This window comes from Pararhodonellum marinum (assembly GCF_015354735.1).
GTDB classification, from domain to species: Bacteria; Bacteroidota; Bacteroidia; order Cytophagales; family Cyclobacteriaceae; genus Pararhodonellum; species Pararhodonellum marinum.
On the sequence record NZ_JACEFJ010000009.1, the window covers coordinates 175540 to 201026 of the forward strand.

General features: G+C 42.4%; 21 protein-coding genes. 10 read left to right on the forward strand and 11 right to left on the reverse strand.

The window, feature by feature from the left end; all coding sequences use genetic code 11:
• Window positions 1-11: 11 nt before the first annotated feature.
• Window positions 12-728 carry a class I SAM-dependent methyltransferase gene (locus H1A14_RS16450; RefSeq protein ID WP_194777372.1) on the reverse strand — a complete coding sequence of 239 codons (717 nt, stop codon included), beginning with the start codon at window positions 726-728 and terminating at the stop codon, window positions 12-14.
• Window positions 703-3147 carry a YfhO family protein gene (locus tag H1A14_RS16455; protein WP_194777373.1) on the reverse strand — a complete coding sequence of 815 codons (2445 nt, stop codon included), beginning with the start codon at window positions 3145-3147 and terminating at the stop codon, window positions 703-705. Before H1A14_RS16455 ends, H1A14_RS16450 begins: the two co-directional genes overlap by 26 nt.
• A gap of 184 nt (window positions 3148-3331) precedes the next feature.
• Between H1A14_RS16455 and ffh the strand changes: the two genes are divergently transcribed.
• Entirely contained in the window at window positions 3332-4669 is a 1338-nt protein-coding gene (gene ffh / locus H1A14_RS16460) for a signal recognition particle protein (protein WP_194777374.1), read from the forward strand.
• 45 nt (window positions 4670-4714) lie between these two features.
• Here the strand turns inward: ffh and H1A14_RS16465 are convergent, their stop codons facing one another.
• The 4 genes from H1A14_RS16465 to H1A14_RS16480 form a co-directional block, all read right to left on the reverse strand.
• The gene (locus tag H1A14_RS16465) at window positions 4715-5350 is read right to left on the reverse strand and encodes a porin family protein (protein ID WP_194777375.1); all 636 of its coding nucleotides are present in this window, start codon (window positions 5348-5350) and stop codon (window positions 4715-4717) included.
• A gap of 212 nt (window positions 5351-5562) precedes the next feature.
• The gene (locus H1A14_RS16470) at window positions 5563-6039 is read right to left on the reverse strand and encodes a nucleoside deaminase (protein ID WP_194777376.1); all 477 of its coding nucleotides are present in this window, start codon (window positions 6037-6039) and stop codon (window positions 5563-5565) included.
• A gap of 42 nt (window positions 6040-6081) precedes the next feature.
• Window positions 6082-6816, reverse strand: a complete 735-nt coding sequence (locus H1A14_RS16475; protein WP_194777377.1) for a LytR/AlgR family response regulator transcription factor — start codon at window positions 6814-6816, stop codon at window positions 6082-6084.
• Window positions 6813-7886, reverse strand: coding sequence for a sensor histidine kinase (locus H1A14_RS16480; protein ID WP_194777378.1), 1074 nt, complete (start codon window positions 7884-7886; stop codon window positions 6813-6815). The genes H1A14_RS16475 and H1A14_RS16480 overlap by 4 nt, the downstream gene beginning before the upstream one ends.
• A 286-nt stretch (window positions 7887-8172) precedes the next feature.
• Here H1A14_RS16480 and H1A14_RS16485 point away from each other — a divergent pair, with 286 nt between their 5' ends.
• Window positions 8173-10686 carry a TonB-dependent receptor domain-containing protein gene (locus H1A14_RS16485; RefSeq protein ID WP_194777379.1) on the forward strand — a complete coding sequence of 838 codons (2514 nt, stop codon included), beginning with the start codon at window positions 8173-8175 and terminating at the stop codon, window positions 10684-10686.
• A gap of 131 nt (window positions 10687-10817) precedes the next feature.
• Entirely contained in the window at window positions 10818-11072 is a 255-nt protein-coding gene (locus tag H1A14_RS16490; RefSeq protein ID WP_194777380.1) for a hypothetical protein, read from the forward strand.
• 59 nt (window positions 11073-11131) lie between these two features.
• Here the strand turns inward: H1A14_RS16490 and H1A14_RS16495 are convergent, their stop codons facing one another.
• Both H1A14_RS16495 and H1A14_RS16500 read right to left on the reverse strand, forming a co-directional pair.
• Entirely contained in the window at window positions 11132-11659 is a 528-nt protein-coding gene (locus tag H1A14_RS16495) for a hypothetical protein (protein WP_194777381.1), read from the reverse strand.
• 196 nt (window positions 11660-11855) lie between these two features.
• Window positions 11856-12836 (reverse strand): pyruvate dehydrogenase complex E1 component subunit beta, encoded by a 981-nt coding sequence (locus H1A14_RS16500; RefSeq protein WP_194777382.1) that lies wholly within the window; start codon window positions 12834-12836, stop codon window positions 11856-11858.
• 271 nt (window positions 12837-13107) lie between these two features.
• Here H1A14_RS16500 and H1A14_RS16505 point away from each other — a divergent pair, with 271 nt between their 5' ends.
• The gene (locus H1A14_RS16505) at window positions 13108-13608 is read left to right on the forward strand and encodes a metallophosphoesterase family protein (protein ID WP_194777383.1); all 501 of its coding nucleotides are present in this window, start codon (window positions 13108-13110) and stop codon (window positions 13606-13608) included.
• A 56-nt stretch (window positions 13609-13664) separates the two neighbouring features.
• Here H1A14_RS16505 and H1A14_RS16510 read toward each other — a convergent pair whose 3' ends face one another.
• A complete protein-coding gene (locus H1A14_RS16510) occupies window positions 13665-13808 on the reverse strand; it encodes a hypothetical protein (protein ID WP_194777384.1) in 144 nt (47 codons plus the stop codon).
• Between the two features lie 209 nt (window positions 13809-14017).
• On the opposite strand from H1A14_RS16510, the gene hisS reads away from it, so the two are divergent.
• Entirely contained in the window at window positions 14018-15385 is a 1368-nt protein-coding gene (hisS, locus tag H1A14_RS16515) for a histidine--tRNA ligase (RefSeq protein ID WP_194777385.1), read from the forward strand.
• Window positions 15386-15617: 232 nt separating this feature from the next.
• On the opposite strand, the gene H1A14_RS16520 is transcribed toward hisS, so the two are convergent.
• A complete protein-coding gene (locus H1A14_RS16520; RefSeq protein WP_194777386.1) occupies window positions 15618-15899 on the reverse strand; it encodes a hypothetical protein in 282 nt (93 codons plus the stop codon).
• A 362-nt stretch (window positions 15900-16261) separates the two neighbouring features.
• On the opposite strand from H1A14_RS16520, the gene H1A14_RS16525 reads away from it, so the two are divergent.
• Both H1A14_RS16525 and H1A14_RS16530 read left to right on the forward strand, forming a co-directional pair.
• On the forward strand, window positions 16262-16594 hold the full coding sequence (locus tag H1A14_RS16525; RefSeq protein ID WP_194777387.1) for a YbaB/EbfC family nucleoid-associated protein: 333 nt from the start codon (window positions 16262-16264) through the stop codon (window positions 16592-16594).
• The gene (locus H1A14_RS16530; RefSeq protein WP_194777388.1) at window positions 16594-17601 is read left to right on the forward strand and encodes a glycosyltransferase family 2 protein; all 1008 of its coding nucleotides are present in this window, start codon (window positions 16594-16596) and stop codon (window positions 17599-17601) included. Before H1A14_RS16525 ends, H1A14_RS16530 begins: the two co-directional genes overlap by 1 nt.
• On the opposite strand, the gene H1A14_RS16535 is transcribed toward H1A14_RS16530, so the two are convergent.
• Complete coding sequence (locus H1A14_RS16535; protein ID WP_194777389.1) at window positions 17598-17816, reverse strand: PspC domain-containing protein; 219 nt, start codon at window positions 17814-17816, stop codon at window positions 17598-17600. The two genes, H1A14_RS16530 and H1A14_RS16535, sit on opposite strands and share 4 nt — an antisense overlap.
• Window positions 17817-17896: 80 nt before the next feature.
• On the opposite strand from H1A14_RS16535, the gene H1A14_RS16540 reads away from it, so the two are divergent.
• The 3 genes from H1A14_RS16540 to H1A14_RS16550 all read left to right on the forward strand — a co-directional run bounded on the left by H1A14_RS16540 (window position 17897) and on the right by H1A14_RS16550 (window position 25373).
• Window positions 17897-19711 carry a tetratricopeptide repeat protein gene (locus H1A14_RS16540; protein ID WP_194777390.1) on the forward strand — a complete coding sequence of 605 codons (1815 nt, stop codon included), beginning with the start codon at window positions 17897-17899 and terminating at the stop codon, window positions 19709-19711.
• Window positions 19712-20403: 692 nt separating this feature from the next.
• Window positions 20404-23616, forward strand: a complete 3213-nt coding sequence (locus H1A14_RS16545; RefSeq protein WP_194777391.1) for a SusC/RagA family TonB-linked outer membrane protein — start codon at window positions 20404-20406, stop codon at window positions 23614-23616.
• 20 nt (window positions 23617-23636) lie between these two features.
• Entirely contained in the window at window positions 23637-25373 is a 1737-nt protein-coding gene (locus H1A14_RS16550) for a RagB/SusD family nutrient uptake outer membrane protein (protein ID WP_194777392.1), read from the forward strand.
• Window positions 25374-25487 lie beyond the last annotated feature (114 nt).

A 25487-nucleotide genomic window follows, 5' to 3' on the forward strand; every position in this document is an offset into this window, starting at 1 on the left:
GTCAGAAGATTTCAGGAAACAAGGCCATGTTTAAACCGGATAGTAAGCCTTTCTTTAAAAACCACCCACTTGTTTCTGGGAGTAGTTTTTTCCAATCGATTTTGAGACTTGAAAACGAAATATTGGTAATCTTTTTCTTCGAAAAAAACAGGATAGGTTTCCATTTTTTCGAGGTAAAAACCATTTGCCGTGATGGTCTTGGTCAGCTCGCCAGAATCTAAAGCCTGATCGATTACCTGAAGTTTCTCAGGCTCATTTTCGATCATATAGGCCAAAAACCTTGGTGCAGGAATATGGATAAAAATGACGGAATCCTGATGGGCATGTCGCTTTACGGTTTCAAACAAGCGGAAATGTTGGTCCACGGGAATGTGTTCCAGTACATCCGGAAAAACAAAGAAATCATATTTGACACCTTCTTTGCTGAAATCCTGCATGTCGCTGACCTCAAACTGTAGGTTGCCTTGGGAATTCCACAGGGCTTTGGCTTTTTCTATGCTTCTTGGGCTGATGTCCAAAGCCAGCACTTGCCCGTTTTTGACTTTTTTGGCAATCAGTTGGCTTACTGTTCCAATACCACAGCCCACTTCCAAAACACGATGATGGGAATTAAGTCCAGCCTGAACCAGTTTATCCAAAATATGGAGATGGCGGGAGTTGACCATGGTTTTCTCCTGTTTGTCTGAAAACTGGTCATAATAACTAACGATCTTTTCTTTCTCCTCCATGAGCTTGTTTTTTGATGCTGTACCAAGTGCCGAAAATCAAAAGGCCCAAAATCAGGTATTGTGAAAAGACCATGATGTTTTTGGTGTTGTAATAGCTACTGGGTTCAAACCTGAATTCAACCACCGAATTACCTTCTGGTAGATTTACACCTCTTAACAAATAATTGACCCTTATAATTTCAGTTTCATTTCCATTCACAAAAGCTTTCCAACCTTTGGGGTAGTATATTTCCGAGAAAACTGCCAAACCGGCTTTGCTGGCATTTACGGTATAATTTAACCGGTCCGGAAGATATTCTGATAAAACAATGTCTCCCTCTCCTGGATTGACATCCCCAAATTCAAGGGTATTGACGGTGGCTTCCATTTGGCTATTGATTTCAGGCAATTTGCGGATTTCCTCTTCATTGGAGGCTACTTCTATGATTTTAAAAGGAAACCATGCAGGTCCATTGGCCATGGGGTTTTCCAAAACTGCATTTTCAGTTTTTCCTGCCAAAATATATTTTGTGTTCAGCATGTTCAGGGTTCTGAGACTTTGAAAATCGAAATTCCCTTCCTGGGCTTTTTGGATAAAATCGTTGATTTCCTGACTCATGACTTCATCTATCAATTCCTGATATCGGCCCATTTTGGCACCATGGTAACCGCCAATGCTGTTAAAGCGGTAACTGGTCCTTGCTTCATTGAATGGGTTTTCCAGATTAAAGACCCTGAAGTGGTTTCGGTCTCGTAGGACTTTTTCGTCTGCCGGGGTAGGTCTGAAATATTCCTGAGCCGGACTGAAGGAGAATTTGTCGGCATACAGGTACCGTTTATTAAAACTCCAAAGGTCAATCCCGATCAAAAGCAGCAGGCCCAAGCTGGCCAGTTGAGCACTTACTTTGTTTTTGAGGACAGCAAAAAGCAAGGAAGCACCGAGTAAGATGAAAATAAAGCTTCGGATGGCGCTGCTTTTCAGCATGCTTTTTCGGTCATCTCTAAGGGCATCTACAAGCCAATCCGGCAAGTTGGAATCGGCGGCACCCCTGAATCCAAATACCCCACCGAATAGAAACAACAGCAATGCCAGTCCACCTGCAACTCCAAAAGCAATCAAAAGGGATTTTTTTGCTTCAGAATTGGCGATACGGGTAAAGAAATTTTCCAAGCCCAAGGCACCCAAAACCGGAATGGCAAAAAGGGCCATGCACAGCGCCATGGAAACAGCCCTGAATTTGTTGTAACCCGGGAGGATATCAAAAAGCATGTAATTGAACCAGGCCATGTTTTTTCCCCAAGAAAGCATCAAAGATAAAATTGTGATGGCCAAGAAGGCCCACCGGTACGGCTTAGGTGCAAACAGCACACCCAGCACAAAGAGAAAAACCATCACAGCACCCCCATAGATGGGCCCTCCGGTAAAAGGCTGATTGCCCCAATACGTGGGTGCCCCATCCACAAAACCCCTGATTTGCGCAGCTTCGACACCGTTGGCCCTCAAGGCAGCCTCCGAAGCAGAGTTTTTAGGCAGGCTTTCTCTACTGCCTCCGCCATAAAAATCCGGCACCAAAAGGGTCATGGTTTCCAAAACACCATTGGACCAGGCAAAGGCATAGTCTTTATCAAGCCCTGAGCCTTTTTGGGATAGTTCAGGCAGATTTGAAGCCCCCCGGATGGAATAGGCCCCATACTCATAGACGGTGGCCAGCCTTCCCAGATTGGCGGCTATGGTCAACACCAAACCGATCAACAGCACACCGAAAATCCTTCCAAATGTCACCAGACGCTTGTTTTGATAATACTGAATCAATTGGGTGAGGCCATATATGCCTACCATCAAAACCGTATAATAGGTTATTTGGAGGTGATTGAACTTCAGTTGAAGCATCAAAGCCAAGGTAAATAGCGCCAAACCCAATATTTTTTTACCGCTAAAAGCCAGATGAATTCCGGCAAAAATCAGCGGGATGAGGCATATTGCCCAGATTTTTGCATTGTGACCCGCTTCCAGGCTGAGGATATGAAAAGTATTGAAGGCAAAAGCAACTGCTGCCAAGACCGCTATTTCCGGTCTCACCTTAAAGGAAAGCAAAAGGATATACATCCCGACCATGCCGAAAAAGAGGCTGTTGATCGGGTGTGGAAGTCCCAAAGTCAGGATTTTGATCAGGACATTGGTGATGTCCCCGGGGAATTCCATGCTGATCAGGTAAGTAGGCATTCCGCCAAACATCCGATTGGTCCAAAGTGCCTGTTCTCCGGTTTCAGCCCGGTAATCCAACACCTCTTTGGCTGATCCTTCCCACTGTAGGATGTCATTTTGGAAGAGCACTTTTCCATCAAAAACCATCGGGGAAAAGTAAAATACAACCAAAAGATAAAAAATGGCGATCCCGATCAAATGGGGAATGATGTCTTTGCGGAATAGTGCTGGCATGGAGGCTATGTGTTTTTAATTGCTTGTTGCGGGTGCAAATTAAAAAAAATCTTATCGTTGATGGCATGCTCAGGATTTTTAACCACCAAAAAGATTAATTTTTCCTGCTTTATGAATAACCTTATTGTCTTTCTCCTTTACCGAATAAAATTTCTATTTTTGCATAAAATAGAATCTGCGTAACATGTTTGATAATCTCAGTATAAAATTAGACAGGGCATTTAAAACCCTGAAAGGTACCGGAACCATCACTGAAATCAATGTGGCCACCACGGTCAAAGAAATCCGAAGGGCGCTGATCGATGCTGATGTGAATTATAAAGTGGCCAAAGAAGTCACAGATAAGATCAAAGAAGAAGCTTTGGGTAGAGATGTTCTGATCTCTGTTTCCCCGGGTCAGTTGTTGGTAAAAATCACCCAGGAGGAACTGACCAAACTGATGGGCGGTTCCAAAGTTGACATCAGCCTGAAAGGAGATCCTTCTGTGGTGTTGATATCAGGACTTCAGGGTTCTGGAAAAACCACTTTTTCAGGAAAATTCGCCAGTTTTCTTAAAAAACAAGGCAGGCAGGTACTGTTGGTAGCCTGTGACATTTACCGCCCGGCGGCGATCGATCAGCTCAAGGTTTTGGGCGAACAGGTAGGTGTAGAGGTTTATGCTGAACCAGAGAATAAAAATGCCATCGAAATAGCCAACAATGCCATAGCCTATGCCAAAAAGACCGGCAAGAAAACCGTCATCGTGGATACGGCTGGTCGTTTGGCGGTAGACGAGGTGATGATGAAGGAAATTGAAGCCTTGAAAGCTGCCCTCAATCCATCAGAAACCTTATTTGTAGTCGATTCCATGACGGGTCAAGATGCGGTAAATACCGCAAGGACCTTTGATGAGCGGCTGAATTTTGACGGCGTGGTGCTCACCAAACTCGATGGTGATACCCGGGGCGGTGCAGCGATTTCCATCAGACACGTGGTCAACAAGCCCATCAAATTCATCTCTACAGGTGAGAAAATGGAAAACATCGATGTTTTCCACCCTGACCGGATGGCCCAAAGAATCTTGGGCATGGGAGATGTCATTTCCCTGGTAGAACGGGCTCAGCAGACCTTCGATGAGGATGAGGCCAAGCGGATCAATGCCAAAATCAGAAAAAATCAGTTTAATTTTGATGATTTTATTTCCCAATTGGAGCAGATCAAAAAGATGGGAAACCTCAAAGACCTGATGGGGATGATTCCCGGAATGGGAAAAGCCATCAAAGATTTGGATATTGACGATGAGTCCTTCAAGCCCATCGAAGCCATCATACGCAGCATGACCCCCAAAGAGCGGGAGAATCCGGACATCATCGACGGTAGCCGAAGAAAAAGACTGGCCAGCGGATCAGGAAGAACCATCACTGAGGTCAATAACCTGATGAAACAGTTCAATGACATGCGTAAACTGATGAAGCAGATGAACAAAATGGGCGGTGCCCAGAAAGCCTTGGGATCGATGATGCCAGGGATGGGGAGAAGATAGATTTTACATGTAGATAAAATAGAAAGGAGCTTTTTGGCTCCTTTTTTAGTTTCCGGTACCAAATAGGTAGGCTAGCCTTAAAGCCAAGTGATTGACGTTACCCTGATCCTGATTGTCGCTGGGTTGGTTGGTCAGACCTTGGTTGAAATTGAGATTGATGTTAAAATTGCCGAAGGAATAACCCACCATAGCATTGATGGCTAGCGTAAAAGGTGCTTCTTCACCTACTCCAGAGCCAAAAGCATAGTCAGAGGTGGTGGAGGAACCGTTGAATTCCACCTTTCTTTTTCCGGATAATCCAAAATTAAAGGAAGGTCCAATTCCTACGAAAAAGCCTTTTTCATTCCCTCCGTGAAAAACGAGTTGAACCGGGATTTCCAGGTAGTTGATGTTGACACTTGTTTTTTCCAAGTCCCCTGTACTGAGGTTTTCCAATTCATCCCGCCAGCTTTTCTTGACAAAGTTCAAAGCTGGTTGTAGGTTGATTTTTTCATTCAAAGGATAGTTGTACAGCAATCCAGCCGTAAAACCCAACGCTCCGCCAAGCTTATCCAGTCCGTCAGCGGTGGGGAAAGCTTCTCCCAATATACCCACAGGACCAGCCTGTATGCCAAATTGGGCATTTGCTTGCCCGATAGAAAACATGGCCATAGCCAACCAAAGTAAAGCTGATTTTTTCATGTTTAAGATTGATTAAAAATATCCAAAAAAATAAGACATAGGCAAATCAAAAAATTGTATAAATGCGAACTTTTCTGTGGATTAACTGCCTATTAATAATGTAATTGTAAGATTAAAAAATTGAGATTTAGGATAGAAGGGTTAGTTGATCTTACAACCAATTGAATAAAAAAATCATTTAAAAATTTGATCCTATTTTACCAAAACCAAATTCAATACACCGTCTTGTCATTTTTATCAACCCATAGCTTAAAGACCTCCTGGCTTTCACTCCTCAAAAGTTGTTCCATGGGGATTTTTCTTTTAGCATGGGGCAAATCCAGTTCTTTGTAGATAAAATCATCATCGAAGCCCGCCTCAGCTGCGTCATCCTTGTTGCAGGCAAAAAAAACTTTGGTTGGCCTGGCCCAATATATGGCACCCAAACACATGGGGCAGGGTTCACATGAGGTGTAAAGTTCACAACCATCCAGCTGAAAATCACCCAGGTTTTTGCAGGCGTTTCGGATGGCCACCACCTCGGCATGTGCAGTGGGGTCCGTCTGATCCAAAACACTGTTGCTGCCTTCTCCGACGATGACCCCATCCTTTACAATGACGCAACCAAAGGGCCCGCCTTTTCCGGCCACCATACCCTCCCGGGCCAGGGCAATGGCTTTTTTCATAAAGTTTTGCTGCGCTTCAGTCATCAGGCAATTTAAGGGAAAAGCTTGGGACTAAGAAGCAAAACCTTATCCCATCCACTTATTGATGAATTCCAGAAAGGTTTCTTTGTAATTGTCACTTACGGTGATCTGTGTATTGCCAATGTTCACCATGTTTCTGGAAACAGAATCAATATGGTCCAGATTGATGATAAAAGAGCGATGGATGCGCATAAACTGCTGATCGGGCAAAAGATCCTCCATGTTTTTCATGCTGGAAAGGGATAGCAAAGGGTTTGGTTTTCCCAAGAGATGTACCTTCACATAGTCTTTATACCCTTCGACATAAAGGATATCCTGAAGCATGACCTTAACCAGTTGGTATTCGACTTTTAAAAAAATATAGGATTGTTTTTCACTTTCTTTGGCACTTGGTTCGGAATTTTGCTGCTGGTAAAGTTGATAAGCTTTATTGGCTGCACGCAGAAATTCATCATATCCAAATGGTTTTAGGAGATAGTCCAAGGCATCTACTTTATAGCTCTCTATCGCAAACTGATTGTAGGCCGTAGTAAAAATAATCTTTGGCTTTTTGGCATTGGCCTTTCCCTCTAGGACTCTTGCCAGATCCATTCCGGAGAGGTCAGGCATCTGAATGTCTAGAAAAACCAGGTCCACTTCATGTTGGTGGAGGTAACCCAACGCTTCTATGGCACTTTCAAAGCGTCCTTCCAAACTGAGAAAAGCCGTCTGATCGATGAACTTGCAGACCAAGTCCAATGCCAAAGGCTCGTCGTCTACCGCTATACATCGAATTTTCATGATAGGTTCAAAGTCAGCTCTACCCTATACTCGTTTGCTTCATTGTTATCATCAACATTAATCTGATGTTTGCCAGGGTATAAAATGGAAAGCCGTCTCTTGGTATTGGTCAAGCCAATGCCGCTGGACTGGGATTCAGGCGTGTTTTTGTTATTGGGAAATAAGTAATTCACCGTCTGAAGTTTTAGTTGTTGCTGGTTTACGGATATGCCAATGTAAACCTTGCTGGCCGTCTGGGAACTGATGCCATGCTTGAAGCAGTTTTCGATAAAAGGCAACAGAAGCATGGGTGCCACTACCTGGTCTGGAATATGCTCTTGAAGATCCAATTTCACATCCACCTTATCTGACAACCTCAATTTCATCAATTCTATGTAATCCTTCACAAAATCCAACTCTTTTTTCAAAAGTGTCTTTTCATTCTCAGTCTCATACAAGACATACCGCATCATGCGGGAGAGTTTCAAAAGGGCTTTTTGGGCCTTATCCACATCGATGTTGGTGAGAGAATAAATGTTATTGAGTGTATTGAAAAAGAAATGGGGATTGATCTGCGCCTTGAGGTAGGAGAGCTCTGAACTGATCCTGGCCTGGTCTAGTTCTTCCCTGGTTTTTTCATCCTGTCGCCATTTCTGCACCGTGGCCACACTGGTACTGACCCCATAGGAAAGAAAGAAAACCATCAGGGTGAAAATATCAGCTGCAATATTTCTTGGTTTGGGAACATACTCAATTTCCGGTCGAAAAGCATAATGCATCAATTTTTGCATATTAACCATAATTTCAAACCGTTGAACCCCCCACAATAAACCTATTGAAGTCAAGATGACGATGAATAGGAATGTCCAAATTTTGCCTGTGAACAAATACTTTGGGACCAAAAAATTGATGTTAAAATAAAAGATGGCAATCAACAGGCTAAATATAATGCCCTGTCGAACCCAGAACTCCGAAGGTAATTCCACTTTCCAGGACAGAGGGGAAATGATAAACAAAACCATTCCCATCAGAACCCATACCAAAACATGTATGATGGTGTTGAAATTTGTCTTGGAAGTGAGCTTTTGCATGAGGTAAATGGTTGATTAACAATGTAAACTAAACCAAATTATGTCAGATCATAAAATTTAATCTACCAAATCCCCAATCATCACGACGAATGGTGAAACATTCCTGTTTAATCAAACATTATGCCCCTAAAATTGCTTTATCCTTCAAAAATAGGGTTTCGTCGAGACAAATGGCCCTCTAATCTATTCCGTTTTTATTCCATTTTAATTCACACTTCCTTTGTTTCCGTAATCTGTCCCAAGTCCAGGTTACCAATCACAATTTAACTTCAATTTGATGAAAACGATGAAAAATTTAATGTTGGCCTTCTTTTTATTGATACTGTCGGTGCCAATGGCTACCATAGCCCAAACAGCCAATGGTAATTCAGACAAGGCTGCTTACCGCATATCAGGCAAGGTAATCGACAAGACATCCGGTGACCCGGTGGCCTATGCGACCGTACTCTTGTTGGATGCCGTTTCTGAGAAAAATATAGCTGGTGCGGTGGCAGACGGAGACGGTGAATTTTTCATCACTGGATTCAAGGAGGGTATATATAAGGTACAGATGAGCTTTATGGGCTACCAGCCTTTGGAGGTGGAAAACATAGAAATCACCAGCGACAAGACGCAAGTGAATTTGGGAAGCTTGTTTGCCGAAGAGGAATCCATTGGATTGGAAGAAGTGACTGTTGTGGGACAGCGAAACCTGATTGAAGAAAAAGTAGACCGAACCATCTATAATGCGGAATTTGACAAAACCACCATCGGTGGTGATGCCACGGATGTCCTCCGAAGGGTCCCAATGCTTTCTGTTGATTTGGATGGCAATGTATCCATGCGGGGTAGTTCCAATATCTTGGTTTTGATCAACAACAAACAATCGGCCATCGTGGCCACCAACATAGCGGATGCCTTGAAGCAGATTCCAGCTGAGGAGATCAAATCTGTAGAAGTGATCACTTCACCCTCCGCCAAGTATGATGCCGAAGGTACCGGTGGAGTAATTAACATCGTTACCAAAAAGAACAACCTTCAAGGTGCCAACATGAGCATCAACTCCAGTGCGGGTTTGAGGGGATCTAACCTAGGTGTGAATGCCAACTTGAAAAAAGAGAAAATGGCCTGGACACTTGGTGGTTTTGGAAGAGCCGGCTACAATATTTTGGGTTCTTTCGAAAACAATCAAATCATAACCAATCCTGACGGTTCTCAGGTTAATATTCAGCAAGCTGCTGATACCCGAAACAACATGCTTTTTGGAAGATATAACCTGGGCTGGGATTATGAAATCAACCAATACAATTGGCTTTCAGCTTCTGCCAGCATAGGTGTAAGAAACATGAGAAACAGACAGGATAATCTGTTGACAGAGGAATTCATTGAAAATGAATTGGAGAGTGCTATCCTAAGAGGTGTTTCTGTAGACAACCTATCCAACAACGTTGATGTCAATTTAAGTTATGTAAAAAGCTTTGATAAGCCTCAAAAAGAATTCAGCATACTGGGTTTATACAGTAAAAATAACCAAATCAATGATTTCACAAACAGCATCTATGATCCAAATTTCCTTGACATTGCCAGTCGGATCAGAAATGAAAACTTGGGAGTAAATGAGGAATTTACTTTACAGTTGGATTATGTAACTCCAATGGGGTCAGGTGATAACCAAATATTGGAATATGGCGCCAAAAATATCCTTAGAAAAGCAACCAGTGATTTCGCTTTCTTTGTGGCTGATGGACCTGATGGACCTTATCAGGAATTGCCTAACACAGACCTTACCAACAAGTTCAGCTATGATCAAAATGTGACTGCCGGTTATGTTTCTTATACCTTGGCTTTTTGGGAAAATTATACACTAAAAAGTGGAGTAAGGTATGAATACACCACTATTGATGCAGATTTCAGAAATTCTGAGGCACCTGTTGATATTCCTTCCTATGGTACCTGGGTTCCTAGTCTTAACCTAAGCAGGAAACTGACCAATGGCAACATGATCAAAGCCGCTTATAACAGAAGAATCCAGAGACCTTCCTTGAACTTCTTAAACCCTAACATTCAGGCTTCAAACCCGCTTCAAATTTCCCAAGGTAATCCATTGTTGGATCCTGAATTCACTGACAATTACGAAGTGGCGTATTCGACTTATGTAAAGGGTTCTTCACTCAATTTCACCGGATTTTACAGAAATACCACCGGATCTATCCAACCCATAAGGACCATTCAGGATGATGGGGTGATTTTCACTACTTTCGATAACATCGGTTTGGAAAAAGCGGTAGGATTGAGTGTATTTACCAACATCAATGTTTCTGGAAAATTCTCTTTGAATGGAAGTATAGATACCTTTTATGCCATGCTGGACAATGGATTGGAAGACCCCATGTATGCTGCCCAAAATGAAGGCTTCGTAGTAAGCGGTCGTTTGTTTGGTAACTATACACTACCTAAAAACTGGCAGGTTCAGGCCTTTACTTTTGCAAGAGGTCGACAGGTGCAACTTCAGGGAACGCAGGGTGGATTTGGATTCTACGGTCTTAACATCAACAAGCAGTTTAATGAGAGCAGAGGAAGCATTGGATTTGGGGCGGAAAACTTCTTTGCCGCAGAATTGAGGATCAGAAATGAATTGAGTACCCCTACAATCATGCAACAGAGCGTAACAGGTCTCCGTAATATGAACTTCAAAATCAATTTCAATTATAGAATTGGAAAATTGTCCATGAAGCCTCCAAAAAAGAGAAAAACAATTGACAACCAAGATCTTAAAGAAGGTGGGTCAGGTAACAGTGGCGCAATGGGAGCTGAGAATTGATCCTAAGAATAGCCTCAAAAGGTATGGTTAGGCATAAAAAAATCAGGAAGATTTAAAACACCTCTGAGAATTAAATCGTCCTGAAAAAGAAATTAAAGACAGATTAAATTGGGTCTAATAAAAGGTTCTATTTGAACCGACTGAAAAGAGAAGGCTTTTGGCCTTCTTTTTTTTTAACAGCTATTCACAAATGTTGGAAAAAGATTTCAATTCATTTATTGATTATTGATTTTTTTTCATCTCCATTGGAAACAATTAAAGAAACAATACCTCAACAACAGGAGTTGAAAACAGTGAGAGAGAGCAAAGATGAGGTTGTAAGCTTTCATCCAAACAGAAAAGTCATTATAGGAGCAAATAGGGACAAAAAAAGCTATCCAAATTGAAGGATAGCTTTTGGGCTTTAAATTAGAGATTTGATCAGGTTCAATCTATGGGCTGTACCTTAATCCCTTTCAGTTGGGACGTAATCTCTGCTGAAATCAATGTCAAGGACATCGACCTCCATCATGCCTGTGGCATCATCCTGATTGATGGCATCTCTTTCGATCAATTCTAAGATCACATCCATTTGTTGTTCACTTGGGGCGCTTTCCTTATGGATTTTATTGAAATGAGCAATCAATTCTTCATCTGAATACTCTTTATAGCGCTCTTTTCTTGCAGCAATGATGTTGTTCTTTTGCTCCAGCATCATGCGCTCCTTTCTATCTGCAAGTTCGGCTTCTCTTTTTCTTATGAATTCCATCACTGCTGTATCGTCTGCTATGGGGCTGGCTTCCACGGAAATTTCCTCTGTGGTTCCATCAACATGGACCACCGTAAGGGTGTCAAACTTGTCCATTGAATATTCATCACCAGTGACAATATCCATTACACGACCTTCTTCTGTGACGATGTACCGGTTTTCTGTTTTTGTATTACATCCCACAAAAAGCAGGATGCTGAGTCCAAATAAAATGCAATTTTTCATGTTGATTTAGTTAGTTTTTAGTTTCTGAATTGGAAAGATACGAAAATTAAAAAAACGGAAAAAATAAGAAGGGATCAATGCAGTAAAATGGATAAGAAACTGCATTAAGTACAAAATAAAAAAAGCCGACCTGAATGGACGGCTCAATAAACAAACTTTTATATGGCACGGCTTGAATTCAAGCTTTACGGACAAGTTAGGATTTATAGGTGACTTTTTTGATGGCCTCCATGGTCCTTTTTACATTGGGAAGCGTTGCTTCAATGTAAGTAGGGGCATAGCTGAGTGGAATGTCCATCGAATTCACCCTCAAAACAGGAGCGTCCAAATAATCAAAAGCATGTCTTTGGATATTGAAGGCAAGATCTGAAGAGATGGCAGCTAAGGGATTGGCCTCTTCCACAATGACGCATCTGTTGGTCTTTTTAACTGACTCAATCACTGTGGCATAATCGATGGGCCTTACCGTTCTCAGATCAATCACCTCCACATCTATGTCATCTTTGGCAGCTTCTTCAGCAGCTTCCAAGGCCACTTTCATCATTTTTCCGAAGGAGATCAAAGTGACATCCTTTCCTTTTTTCTTAATTTCCGCTACACCGATAGGAAGCAGGTATTCACTGTCAGGTACCTCCATTTTGTCCCCATACATCAATTCGGACTCCATAAAAATCACAGGATCATCATCTCTGATGGAGGCTTTCAATAGCCCTTTGGCATCGTAAGGATTGGAAGGGACGACTACCTTTAGACCAGGGGTATTGGCAAACCAGTTTTCAAAATTGGAGGAATGTTGTGCTCCCAATTGACCTGCATTGCCTGTAGGACCTCTAAAAACGATGGGCACATTGTACTGTCCGGCAGACATGGCGTACATCTTGGCGGCAGAGTTGATGATCTGATCAATGGCCACCAAAGAGAAATTGAAGGTCATGTATTCAATGATAGGACGAAGGCCATTTATGGCGGCTCCGACACCTAGGCCTGAAAATCCCAATTCAGAAATTGGCGTGTCATAGACCCTTTCAGGACCAAACTCATCCAACATCCCCTGTGAAGCTTTGTAAGCCCCATTGTATTCAGCCACTTCTTCACCCATAAGAAAGACATTTTTATCTCTTCTCATTTCCTCGGACATGGCATCCCTTATAGCATCTCTAAATTGTATTACGCTCATCTATACATCGTATTTTAACGGTCGTAAAAATAGAAAGTAATTGCCCAATTACCAAGTTTAGCTCATGATATGAAGGAGAAAAATATAGGTGGTAGGCTTGAAATGAGGCCGTGATTCTCCTACTCCAAATAGGTTGAGAAGTAATCGGTGAAATTTTTTAATGGATTCTTCATTAGCTTTGCATGGGTTGTGTTTTCTTTGGAAGCTTACCTGTTTAAGGAACCACCACCGGATCAAAAACTTTTAGGTCCATTCAAAACCTTAAAACCCAATGAAAAAAATTGCGCTTTTATCTGATTCCCATGGCTATCTGGATGAAGCCATCATTCAACATCTGGTGGATTCGGATGAAATCTGGCACGCCGGGGATGTGGGTTCTGCAAAACTCCTGGATAGGTTACCGGAAAATAAAACCAAAAGGATTGTTTCTGGGAACATAGATGATCAGGACATTCGGTCGATCTGCCCTGAAGAACTTGTTTTTGAGGTGGAAGGCATGAAAATTATGATGATTCACATAGGGGGCAAACCCCCGCGATATGCCAAAGGAATCAAAGAAAAGATCCTAAGAGAGCAAGCAGAAATCTTTGTTTGTGGCCATTCCCATATCTGTCAGGTGGAATTTGATCCCAAACTACATTGCCTTTACATGAACCCGGGTGCGGTAGGCAGGCACGGTTTTCATCAGGTAAGAACCCTTTTGAAATTTGAAATCACTGAGGGTCAGGCCAAAAACTTAAGGGTAGTGGAATTGGGGCCTAGGGCCAAATAAAAAAAAGCAACAGGTTTTACCTGTTGCCCTATTTTGTATCGCTTTGGGTCAAAGATTTATTTGGAAAAATCTTTTTTCAATTCTTCCACGTCCACATTCTTGATGACCGGCTTGGCATTCAATTGCTTGATTTTGATCACCCTAGTGGTCTGCTTTTGCCTTTTTCGCTTCAATTTCCTTTTTAAAGTAGTAACCGCCATTGTATTTTCAGTTTTATTTTGATTCCAAATGAGGGGCAAATGTAGTGATTTTTTTTTGAAAATGAAGGAGTGTCTATCCAAATATTTAAGGCAAATGGTGTTTTTTTTCTTGCCTGGGTCAAATCGAATCATTTGTCCAGCCATCACTTCTGCCATCCTTGCGTCAATTGTGGCCCATTTTTCATAACTTTGGCCAAAATTTAACATTCATGAGCATTCCGAAACCCACATTGCCCAAAGGAACCAGGGATTTTGGCCCTTTACAGATGGTCAGAAGAAACTACATTTTGGACACGATCAAGGCTACCTTTCAGCTTTTTGGCTACGAGCAACTGGAAACCCCAGCCATGGAAAACCTTTCTACACTGACAGGCAAATATGGCGATGAAGGGGATCAATTGCTTTTTAAAATACTCAACAGCGGGGATTTTATGAAGAAAGTGGAAGAGGCAGATGTTCTGGCAGGAAGTCCAGCGGTTTTATCAAAAATAGCTGAAAAAGGTCTCAGGTACGATTTGACCGTTCCTTTTGCCCGGTTTGTGGTCATGAATCGCAATGAGTTGAATTTTCCTTTCAAAAGATTCCAGATCCAACCCGTATGGCGTGCAGACCGTCCTCAGCGGGGAAGGTACCGGGAGTTTTACCAATGCGATGCAGACGTCGTCGGTACAGACAGTCTGATCTGTGAGGCCGAAATCATCCTGATGATCAAAAAGGTATTTGCACAACTTAAGCTGAGCGATTATTCCATCAAGGTCAACAACCGCAAAATCCTGACAGGTATTGCAGAAGTGATAGGCGCTACGGGCAAGGAAGGGGAACTATGTGTTGCGATCGACAAACTGGATAAGATAGGTTGGGAAAAAGTGAAAGCGGAATTGGAAGAGAAAGGCTTTTCTTCAGAATCCCAGGAAAAGCTGACTCCTGTTACTGCCATTCTAGGGTCTAACAGTGAAAAGTTAAATCAACTCAGGCAATTTCTGAATCCAAGTGAAATTGGATTAAAAGGAATCGATGAACTGGAAACAGTTTTGGGCTTTCTCCATGCGCTTGGTGCGGATGAAAATCAAGTGGATGTGGATGTGTTGTTGGCAAGAGGATTATCTTATTACACCGGAGCTATTTTTGAAGTTAAAGTGCATAACGTGAGCATTGGTTCTGTCAGCGGAGGAGGTAGATATGATAACCTTACCGGGGTCTTCGGTTTGGAAGGGGTATCGGGAGTTGGGTTTTCTTTTGGAGTTGATCGGCTTTATGATGTTCTGGAGGAGCTGGATTTGTTTCCCAAAACTCAGTTGACCGGCACGAAAGTGATGATCTGCTATTTTGATGAGGCGGGTCAAAAATTTGGTTTGGAAATCCTCTCTGCTTTGAGAGACCGTGGGATTTCGGCCGAAATCTACCCCGACCTGGCCAAAATCAAAAAGCAATTCAATTATGCCGACAAAAAAGCCGTGCCCTATGTCGTGGTTTTGGGGAGTGATGAATTGCAACAGAGAAAACTAACCCTGAAAAACATGACAAGTGGTGAGCAACAATTGATGCGGCTTGATGAACTGATTGCTTTGCTCAGCTAAAAAAAAGGAGACCAAACTTGAACTCCTTAATATAATTCAACACGCATGTACACAATGATGCCAGTAAAATGGTAATTCAACATAATTCTCGACAGAAAACTAAAATGTCTGCCACATCCCTGCCTGTCGAAAAGAAGGGGGATTCCGACTTCGGACTTCCGACCCGTTTGAAGAAGAATATTAGGTTACTGGGAAAGAAGGGATAACCATTTAATTCAAATAAACATTTTCTTTATGAAACTTCATGGATGGCATTGATGGGGATGTTGATGCCGCATTTTAAGGCAACAAATTCCTGGCCTGTAGCCCAGATAGTGGTGTCAACCTGATACAAATTTTCATCAGCAGTTTCAAAAGTGATCTTGACCTTACTTCTGACCAAATTGCCCAAAGCTTGGCCACGCATTAGGTTAGCGTAGCGTTTTTTTCGGTCTTCTGGATTAAATAGCACTTCTCTCTTGCAGAACTTTAAATCTCTGATGGCCTCTTTTTCAATTGCTGTGATGGTTTTCATAGGTTATCCATTAATTTAAATTGTAACTTAATTTATTGGTTAGGCATCTCTCATAACAGGTGAACCACAACTCGGATAGTTTATCTATGAAAAAATGAAGGGAAATCCACCTAATGATTATATGATTAATCGATAAAATATGGTAAAGGTTTCGTATCTATGGTAAAAATTTCTATAAATTTTTTTTATCCAATCTATAATTTTTTATTTATGGATATGTCCAAATTTAATTCCAATTCAGTTTTGAAATTGTCCATCGTTTTACTTTCAGATTTGATTTCTATCCAAAGTCCGAGCAAAAATCCTGAGACATAATGGGGTAAATAGTTATATTTGCCATTCAATTAAATACAGGAAAGATTATGTTCGATATCATGTCTATCATGAATAAGGTGAAGGAAGCCCAGGCTAAAATCAAGGAAAAGCAAGCCAGCTTGGTTCACCTCACGGCTGAAGGTGAATCTGGCGCCGGACTGGTGAAAGTGACTGTCAACGGTCACCGACAAGTTTTAAAAATTGATTTAGATGATTCCTTGATCACACCTGACGACAAGGACATGCTTCAGGATCTGATCGTGGCAGCGACCAACAAAGCCTTAGAGGCCATTGAGATAAACATCAAAGAGGAAATGAAGCGAGCTACAGAGGGCATGATGCCCAATATCCCCGGAATGGATTTGGGAAGTATGTTTTGATGCAAAAAGCAGCGATTGTCATACTCAATTTCAACGGGAAGAAAATGCTGGAAAAGTTTCTCCCTGTTGCCCTAGAACACTCTTATTACCAGATCTATGTGGCAGACAATGCAAGTACGGATGGCTCCATTAATTTTTTAAAAAAACAATTTCCAGATCTTCCCCTGATTCTTCTGGATCAGAATTTCGGTTTTAGCAAGGGATACAATGAAGCCCTTAAGCGCCTTAAAGGCCAATTCGAATATTACATTTTGCTCAATTCAGATGTCGAAGTGCCCACGGGCTGGGACAAGAAGCTACTGGAATGGATGGACCAGCATCCCGAGGCGGCAGCTTCCCAACCTAAAGTCATTTCGTATCCTAATGACCCTTACTTTGACCATGCCGGGGCAGCAGGAGGGTTTTGGGATGCATTAGGATATCCTTATTGCCGGGGTAGGATTTTGACAACCTATGAAAAAGACCAGGGGCAATATGATGATGTAATCCCTATCAATTGGGCGACAGGAGCCTGTTTTGTGGTAAGAGCTAAGGCATGGCATGAGGAAAATGGCTTTGATGACGGTTTTTTTGCCCATATGGAAGAAATTGATCTTTGCTGGAGATTTGCCAAACGCGGCTATAAAGTGTATTGCAACGGGCTTGTCAGCATCAAACATGTAGGTGGCGCCACCTTAGCCGCTTCTAATCCCTACAAAACCTATTTGAATTTCAGGAACAGCCTATGGATGTTGTATAAAAACCTGGAACCACGGGCTTGGATTGACATCTATCGGACACGCAAAAGATATGATGCCTTGGCTTATTTTCACTTTCTGATGCAGGGCAAATGGAAACATGCTCAGGCCATTGTTAAGGCATATGCTGATTTTAGGAAAGAGCAAGAGCAGATTCAAAAGCATAGGCCTTTGGCATCAAAATTGCCAATTGCGCCCTATGGAAAACCTGTAAATTCCATTATATTGGCCTATTATCTGAAGGGCAAGAAAGTGTTCTCCCAACTTTAATCAAAAAGTACAGGATTGTTCATCTTTCTAAAATAGGTCCTTATTTTCATTGTCATGGCTAAAATGACATAAACAACCAATGGAGACCCGAGGGTAAGAAAGGAAGTGTAAATGAAAAAAAGCCTGATGCTGTCAATGGGAAAATTAAGTTTTTCCCCCAATTTGGAGCAGACACCGAAAGCCCTCTCTTCAAAGAATATTTTCAGTTTTTCCATCAAACAGTTGGTTTGGTAACGGATAAAAATAAATAAAATAACTTGAATAATCTAATATTCAAAAATACTTGTAATTCTTTATGAATCAGTTATTGAAAGTCACTTCCTTCTTTTTTCTTGCTCTTCTGGCTTCATGTGCCTCCAAAGATTTGATGGAGAGAATGCCCAAGCAACAGATATCAGTCACCCCGGACATCTTGGAAGTTTATAGAGATACGGTCAGATTTCAGGTGGAAGCCGTCATTCCCAGGTACAGTTTACCAAAAGGGAGCGTGTATGAACTGACTCCCGAATACCACTTCAAAGGCCGTTTTGACCGGTTGGAAGGCAGCATGAAAGTGGATGCGGATACCATAGATATGGAAAGCAGTGTCACCATGCGAGGAAATTATAAATTCCCCTTTGAGGATTTGCATGAAAAAGGGGAAATCCGATTCAGGGCAACTTTGACAGACAAGAAAAAAGGGAAAATTTTGCATGGACTTACCGAACCCAGAGCCATAGGGGTGATCAACACACAGCGTTTGGTTCGATTGGGGCAATTTGAGATAGATGAGCCAGTATCCAGAATAGGGGTGTTGATGGCACCAGATTATGATGATTATGCAGAAGAAGGCAGCGTCAGTTTTGATGCCCTATTTGGACTGGGAACGGATTCTCTGATTCAGGTCAGGTCTATGACACCTGGTGTTTTATCGTTAGAGTCCTTTTTGGCGGCACCCCATACCATCAAAGAGATTGCGGTGAAAGGCTATCTATCTCCCGAGGGAGAAGAAAGGGCACAGCCAAACCTTTCAACCAGAAGAGCCAAGGCTTTGGAAAACTATTTTAAAGATCAAGTCAAAGAATACAGTTTTCAGGAAGGCCTGGGGCAAATGGCCATCAGCAGCATCCGCGGTGAGGATGAATGGGCCAGGTTCCGAGAAGTCCTACGGTATTATGATGGACTTACCTTGGAACAGAAAGATGCCTATTTCAATGCGGTGTATGAACCAGAAACCTACCGGGAGCAATTGGCCACACTACAGCGACAACGGGGCTTTCAAAAAGTACAACAGGAAGTATTTCCAAAAATGCGCTCGGCCAAACTGGAATTTGTCATAGACAAGGAGAAAAAATCAGATCCTGAAATAGCGGTCAGAATGCGGCGCTTGCTTAAAGGGCAGGAGGTAGCCACTGGGCTATCCTCTGAGGAAATGGCCTATGCGGCTACCCTGACACCTGATTTGGATGAAAGGGAGGCCATTTATCTGCTGTTGACCCAGTATTACCCTTCCGATATGGCTTTCAATAACCTGGGCTGGGTTTACCTCAACCGGGCTAATAGAACCTTTGAACTGGCGGAGCGGTACAGGTTGGTCAATCAGGCGATCCGCGCATTTGAAAAGGCGAATGAGGCCACCGATGGGGGCATTGCAGAAGTGACCCATAACCTCGGACAGGCTTTTGTCTTGCTTGGGGATTTTCAGAGTGCCTATTTGGCCCTTTCTAAGGCAGCTGCCCTTTCCGACAGGGATTATTTTTTCGGGGTAAACGAATCCCTCCGCGGGGCTTTGGACATCTGGAATGGGGATTACAGGCTTGCCGCCCAAAGGCTGAAGGAAGCGCCTGATACGGACATGAATCTTTTTAATCAAGGTTTGGCTTATTTTCTGGACAAAGATTACCTCAACGCCTCCATTGCCTTTGAGGAGAGTGCGATGAGGGACCGGGAATATGGGTATTCCTTTTATGGACTTTCTCTGATTGCTGCCAGGAGCGGGAATGAAGAAGCTCTTTATGAGTTTTTGCCCAAGGCTGTCAAATACAGCACCATCCTAAAACAAAGAGCTGCTCAGGATCTGGAATTCAGGCCTTATTTCGGAAAAGAAGGTTTTCGGGAGGCGATTCGGTAAGGGTTTTTATGCTGAATTTATGGAAATTTGCGCCCAATATTATAGAATCTGCCTGAAGGCGATATTGATAAATACTGGGTGGATGTTAAGATATTGGGATATTACTCCATAAAGTCCCCAATATTTTATTTTTTGGCCGTTTAAAGGTAAACTGGTAGTTTACCGATTTAACATCAGAAAATGAATTTTTTCATTTCGGTTTTTTTCTTGCATTCAAATTGAACATTCTTCTACAGAAATTGCGTGTGGACAATGGATGGAATTGACTTTATTTACAAAATTTAATTTTTTGTTCAAAGGATTGATCTTCCTTAATTTTTTAGAAAAAGGTATTTGTGCATTATTTATTGTTTTTAGATTAGGTATTAGAGGAAAAATTTTTGTATAATTGTTTTTGACAAAACGTTATTGAAAAAACCCTCAATAAATGTATAATTTACACTTAAAAATAATTGATAGTCAAAATTTAATTTTGTGTCAATTGTATGATTTTTTTATAGTGAAAAATTAAAAACAAAATGTCAAACCTTAAAAAATAGCACTATGTAAAGAAAAACTAAAAAAACCTATTGATGAATAGTATTGTGATCGGTAAGCCTAAGGGCTTTTTTCTTAGAAAATGGTTTCAATCGTTTGCATTGTGTTTGAAGCCTGTTTAAAATCAAACAAATACCCAATTTAATCAGAGTTCTATGAAAGAATTTTACAAAAAGCTAAGTGTGCTTTTAGTACTCTTGCTGTTTTCCAGTGCCATGGTTTTGGCACAGAGAACCGTAACCGGCCAGATTACCGATGAATTCGGTGAAGGCCTGCCTGGCGTTACGGTATTGTTGAAAGGTACCACTACCGGTACCGCAACTGACATTGAAGGCAATTATTCCCTCAATGTACCCAGCAATGAAAGCATATTGGTCTTCTCCTTTGTTGGCTATCTCAATAAAGAAGAAGTCGTGGGAAACCGGACCATAGTCAGTGTGGCTATGAATCCGGATGTTCAGACCCTATCCGAAATGGTGGTCACTGGTTATGCCGTGCAGGAGAGAAAGGACATTACCGGTGCAGTAGCGACAGTCAAGTCAGAAGATCTAATGGCGGTACCTTCCGCGACAGTAGAAAATCAGCTTCAAGGCCGGTTGGCAGGGGTGAATGTGGTCAGTTCAGGTCAGCCTGGACAGGGTTCCCAAGTCAGGATCAGGGGTTTTGGATCATTTAGTAACAATGCACCCCTTTATGTAGTGGATGGAGTACAGACCTTTGATATCTCTACCCTGAATCCCAATGATGTTGAAAACATCACGGTATTGAAAGATGCAGGTGCTGCTTCCATTTATGGATCGAGGGCTGCCAATGGGGTAATTCTGGTGACTACGAAAAAAGGTCAAAAAGGAGCAGTAAGGATTGATTACAATGGATTTTATGGGGTTCAGGATCCCGGAAGAGGCTTTACCAATCTTTTGGATACCCAAGGCATGGCAGACCTTCAATGGTTGGTATTTGCCAATGGTCCATCTGATACAGAGAACCATGCTCAATACGGGACATGGACCCGTGGAGGTCCGGGACCAAGGATTCCCGACTATATTGTTCCGGCAGGTGCCATGGAAGGAGATCCCCGGGTTAATCCAGACAATTACTTCCTGGATTTAAATAACTTAGGTGCTACCAATCAAATTGTAAGGGCAAACCAAGTGGGTACCAATTGGTTTGATGAAGTAACCCGTCAGGCACCGATTCAAAACCATGATTTTACTTTTGCAGGTGGGGGTGAAAATTCCCGATTCCTTGCAGGATTGAACTACTTTGAGCAACAGGGGATTATACTCGAAACTTTTTCCAAAAGATATTCTGTCCGTTTAAACTCAGAGTTTGATGTGGGAAAAGCAAAAAGAGTAAGAGTAGGGGAGAACCTGCAGGTCAGTTACCGACAAAACCGGGGAATCACTGGAGGCAACCAAAGTGAAGGCAATGCGATTTCCATGGTCTACCGGATACAGCCTATTATTCCAGTAAGGGATATTATGGGGAATTATGCCGGTACTCGAGCGGAAACAACAGGAAATGGTCAAAACCCGGTAGCCAATCAGGAGCGAACCAGAGACAATGACGCCTTTGATACCAGAATATTGGGTAACGTTTATTTAGAGGCTGATCTAACCCCTGACCTTACTTTCAGGACCAGTATGGGTGGTTCTTTGCAAAATGGCTATTTCTACAATTTCAATTATCAGACTTATGAAAGGTCAGAAAACGTAGCTACTAATTCGCTTAATGAAGGCGGTTTTTTCAATTCTGATTGGATATGGACCAATACCTTGACTTATCAGAAGCAATTTGACAAGCACCGAATAACTGCTGTAGGAGGATATGAGTCTTTAAAGTTTGACATGGGAAGAAATAATCTTGGAATTAGAGGAAACTATTTTTCCCTTGATCCAAATTTCTGGACGCTAGCGAATGGTGCAAGTATCATTCAGGCTACTTCAGGAGCCAATACCCCCACCACCTTGGTATCTCAGTTTTTAAGAGCGGATTATGGCTATGATGACAGGTATTTCCTAAGTGCTACGGTCAGAAGAGATGGTTCTTCCCGGTTCAGGGATCAATTCGGTGTTTTCCCATCTGTTACAGCAGGTTGGAGGTTATCTGGAGAGAATTTTCTGGCAGGCTCCAGTTTCATTACAGATCTGAAATTAAGAGGGGGATATGGTACCATGGGAAATCAGCAGGCACTTTCCCCACAAAATCAGTTTTTTCTTTTTGCAGGTGCGCAAAATGCCTCTTTTTATGACATAGCAGGGACCAATACCAGTTCTGCTCAAGGTTTCAGGCCAACCCGGATCGGTAACCCTGATGCAAGATGGGAAAGATCAGTCAATACCAATATTGGTTTGGATGGAGCTTTCTGGGATGGTAAATTCGAATTTTTCCTGGATTGGTATAATAGAGAAAATGTAGATTTACTCTTTGATCCTCCATTGCCAGGAACTGCAGGTGCTGCTGCTGTGCCATTTGTCAACATTGCCAGGATGAGAAATACAGGGGTAGATGCACAGGTGATTTACAGGACTCAGTTTGCAAGGGATTGGAGGTTTGAAGGAAACTTGACCTTTACTACATTCAACAATGAAATTCTGGAAATTGCAGAAGGACAAAATGAATTTTTCCGAGGAGGAGGTTCCCGTTTTGGTACGCTTACCATCAATAGAATAGGGGAGTCTGTGGGATCCTTCTTTGGCTATCAGGTACAGGGGCTTTTTCAATCACAGGAAGAAATCAATGGCGCAGCCACGCAGGAAGATGCTGCCCCAGGCAGGTTCCGATATGTGGATGCGAATGGAGACGGCGATATCAGTCCTGCTGACAGGGTGATTTTGGGAAGTCCTATTCCGGATTTCACTGCCGGTTTAAACCTTTCTTTTGGTTATAAGAACTGGGATTTCAGTACCTTCCTGTTTGCCTCAGTGGGTAATGATATTTATAATTATACCAAATGGTGGACGGATTTCTGGCCTTCTTTCCAAGGTGGAAAAAGCATAGATGCACTCAATAACAGTTGGTTGCCATCCAGACCCAATGCCACGACGCCAATTGCTGAAAATGTCAGTAATTTCAGTACCAATACGCAATCTACTTCCTATTACATAGAGGATGGGTCCTATTTGAGAGCAAGACAAATGCAACTGGGTTATACCTTAACACCTCAGGCAGTTGAAAAATTGGGATTGAGCAGATTGAGGGTGTATGTTCAGGCTGTTAACCTATTCACAATAACGGGCTATTCAGGATTGGATCCGGAATTACAGGGTGTTGGAGATAATTCCACTTTTGATCTTTCTTTGGGAATTGATTATGGGAATTATCCACCTGTGAAGCAATTCATCTTTGGAGTAAATATCGGATTTTAAGAACTAAACTAATTAGTTATATGAAAAGTACAATAAAATTTAAATCAGCATGGGTCATTGCCTTGATGGGCATTGCACTCTTTGCTTGTAAAGAGGATTTTCTGCGGGTGAATCCAGTCGGAGCACTTGATGAAAATGTGTTGACAACAGTCGGTGGTGCTGAAACCTTGTTGATTGGGGCCTATTCCAATATTGATGGAACTTCCGCAGCGGTTACCGGATGGGAAGGTGCAGGTTCCAATTGGGTATTTGGAAGTATCGCCGGCGGAGATGCCAATAAAGGATCAGATGCCGGGGATCAGCCTGCCATTAACCCCATTCAAAGTTATAATGCAGATGCTGCCAATCCTTATTTCAATGCCAAATGGAGGATTTTATATGACGGTATTTCCAGGGCAAATGCTACTCTTCGGGTTCTGCCTAATATTCCGGATGGAGATCCCAATGTGATCAACAGGATCAGAGGAGAAGCAACAGCCTTAAGAGGCCACTACCATTTTGAAGCAAGAAGGGTATTTGGAAGGGTGCCTTATCTCGATGAGGAAACCACGGACTTCTATGTGCCCAATGATAGAGAAATCTGGCCGGATATAGAAGCAGATCTGAGATTTGCCTATGATAACTTACCTGAAACCATGGGCGAGGTAGGTCGAATCAACAAGTGGGTAGCTGGAGCGATGTTGGCCAAGGCCCTGATGTATCAGCAAAAATGGACAGAAGCAAAACCTATAGTGGAAGCCATTATTGCCAATGGCAGAAAGCCCAATGGGGTAGCCTTTGCCATGTTGCCCAATTATGGGGATGCATTTGATGCGGATTTTGGGAATGCAGCTGAATCTGTTTTTGCCTGGCAGTATTCCGTCAACGACGGTTCACAGGGATGGAATGCTGGTTATGGAGAAGTATTGAACTTCACCCATGGCGCTTCCGCTCCGGTAGGATGCTGTGGCTTTCACCAGCCTACCCATGAGTTTGTCAATTCCTTCCGGGTTGGAGCAGATGGACTCCCATTATTGGATGGTTCTTATAACTTACCGGCCAATCAGGTCAGAAATGATGATGGATTGGCTTCAACAGACCCTTTTACCCCTGATGCAGGCTTATTGGATCCAAGAATAGACCATACCATGGGTAGAAGGGGCATCCCTTATTTAGATTGGGGAATCCATGTAGGTAGAAGCTGGGTCAGAGATCAAAATTATGCCGGACCTTTTTCCCCGAAGAAAAACGGGATTAGGAGTGATCAGGTAGGTACGCTGACTGAGGTGGGTAACTGGACGAGTGGCTGGACAGCCAACAATTACCAGTACATCCGTTTTGCGGAAGTCTTGCTTTGGGCGGCTGAAATTGAAATTGAAGTTGGTAGTCTTGACAATGCGAGAAATTATATCAATCAAGTGAGAGACAGGGCTAAAACCGGCGAATGGGTGACCTTGCCAAACGGTACACCTGCTGCCAACTACCGAATTGAGCCTTACCCAGCAGGTCATTCAGCCTTTAGCAGCCAAGCCAATGCAAGGGTAGCCATGCGCATGGAAAGAAAGCTGGAATTGGGTATGGAAGGACACTTGTTTTTTGATTTGGTCAGATGGGGTATTGCCACTGAAACCATCAATGCCTTTATTACATTTGAATCTGCCATCAGGACCCAACTTTATGCTGGGCCGAATTTCAATGCCAATAAAGAGGTCTACCCTATTCCGCTGATTCAACTGGATATCAGCAGGGGAACTTTGACCCAAAATCCTGGATATTGATTGGTTTCCAGATAATTAATACCTAATAAAAAGGCTTCCTCAGGAAGCCTTTTTATTAGGTTCTTTTTTGGACATTTGATTACTTGTCCAGCAATTCCTATATTCACCCAAGTT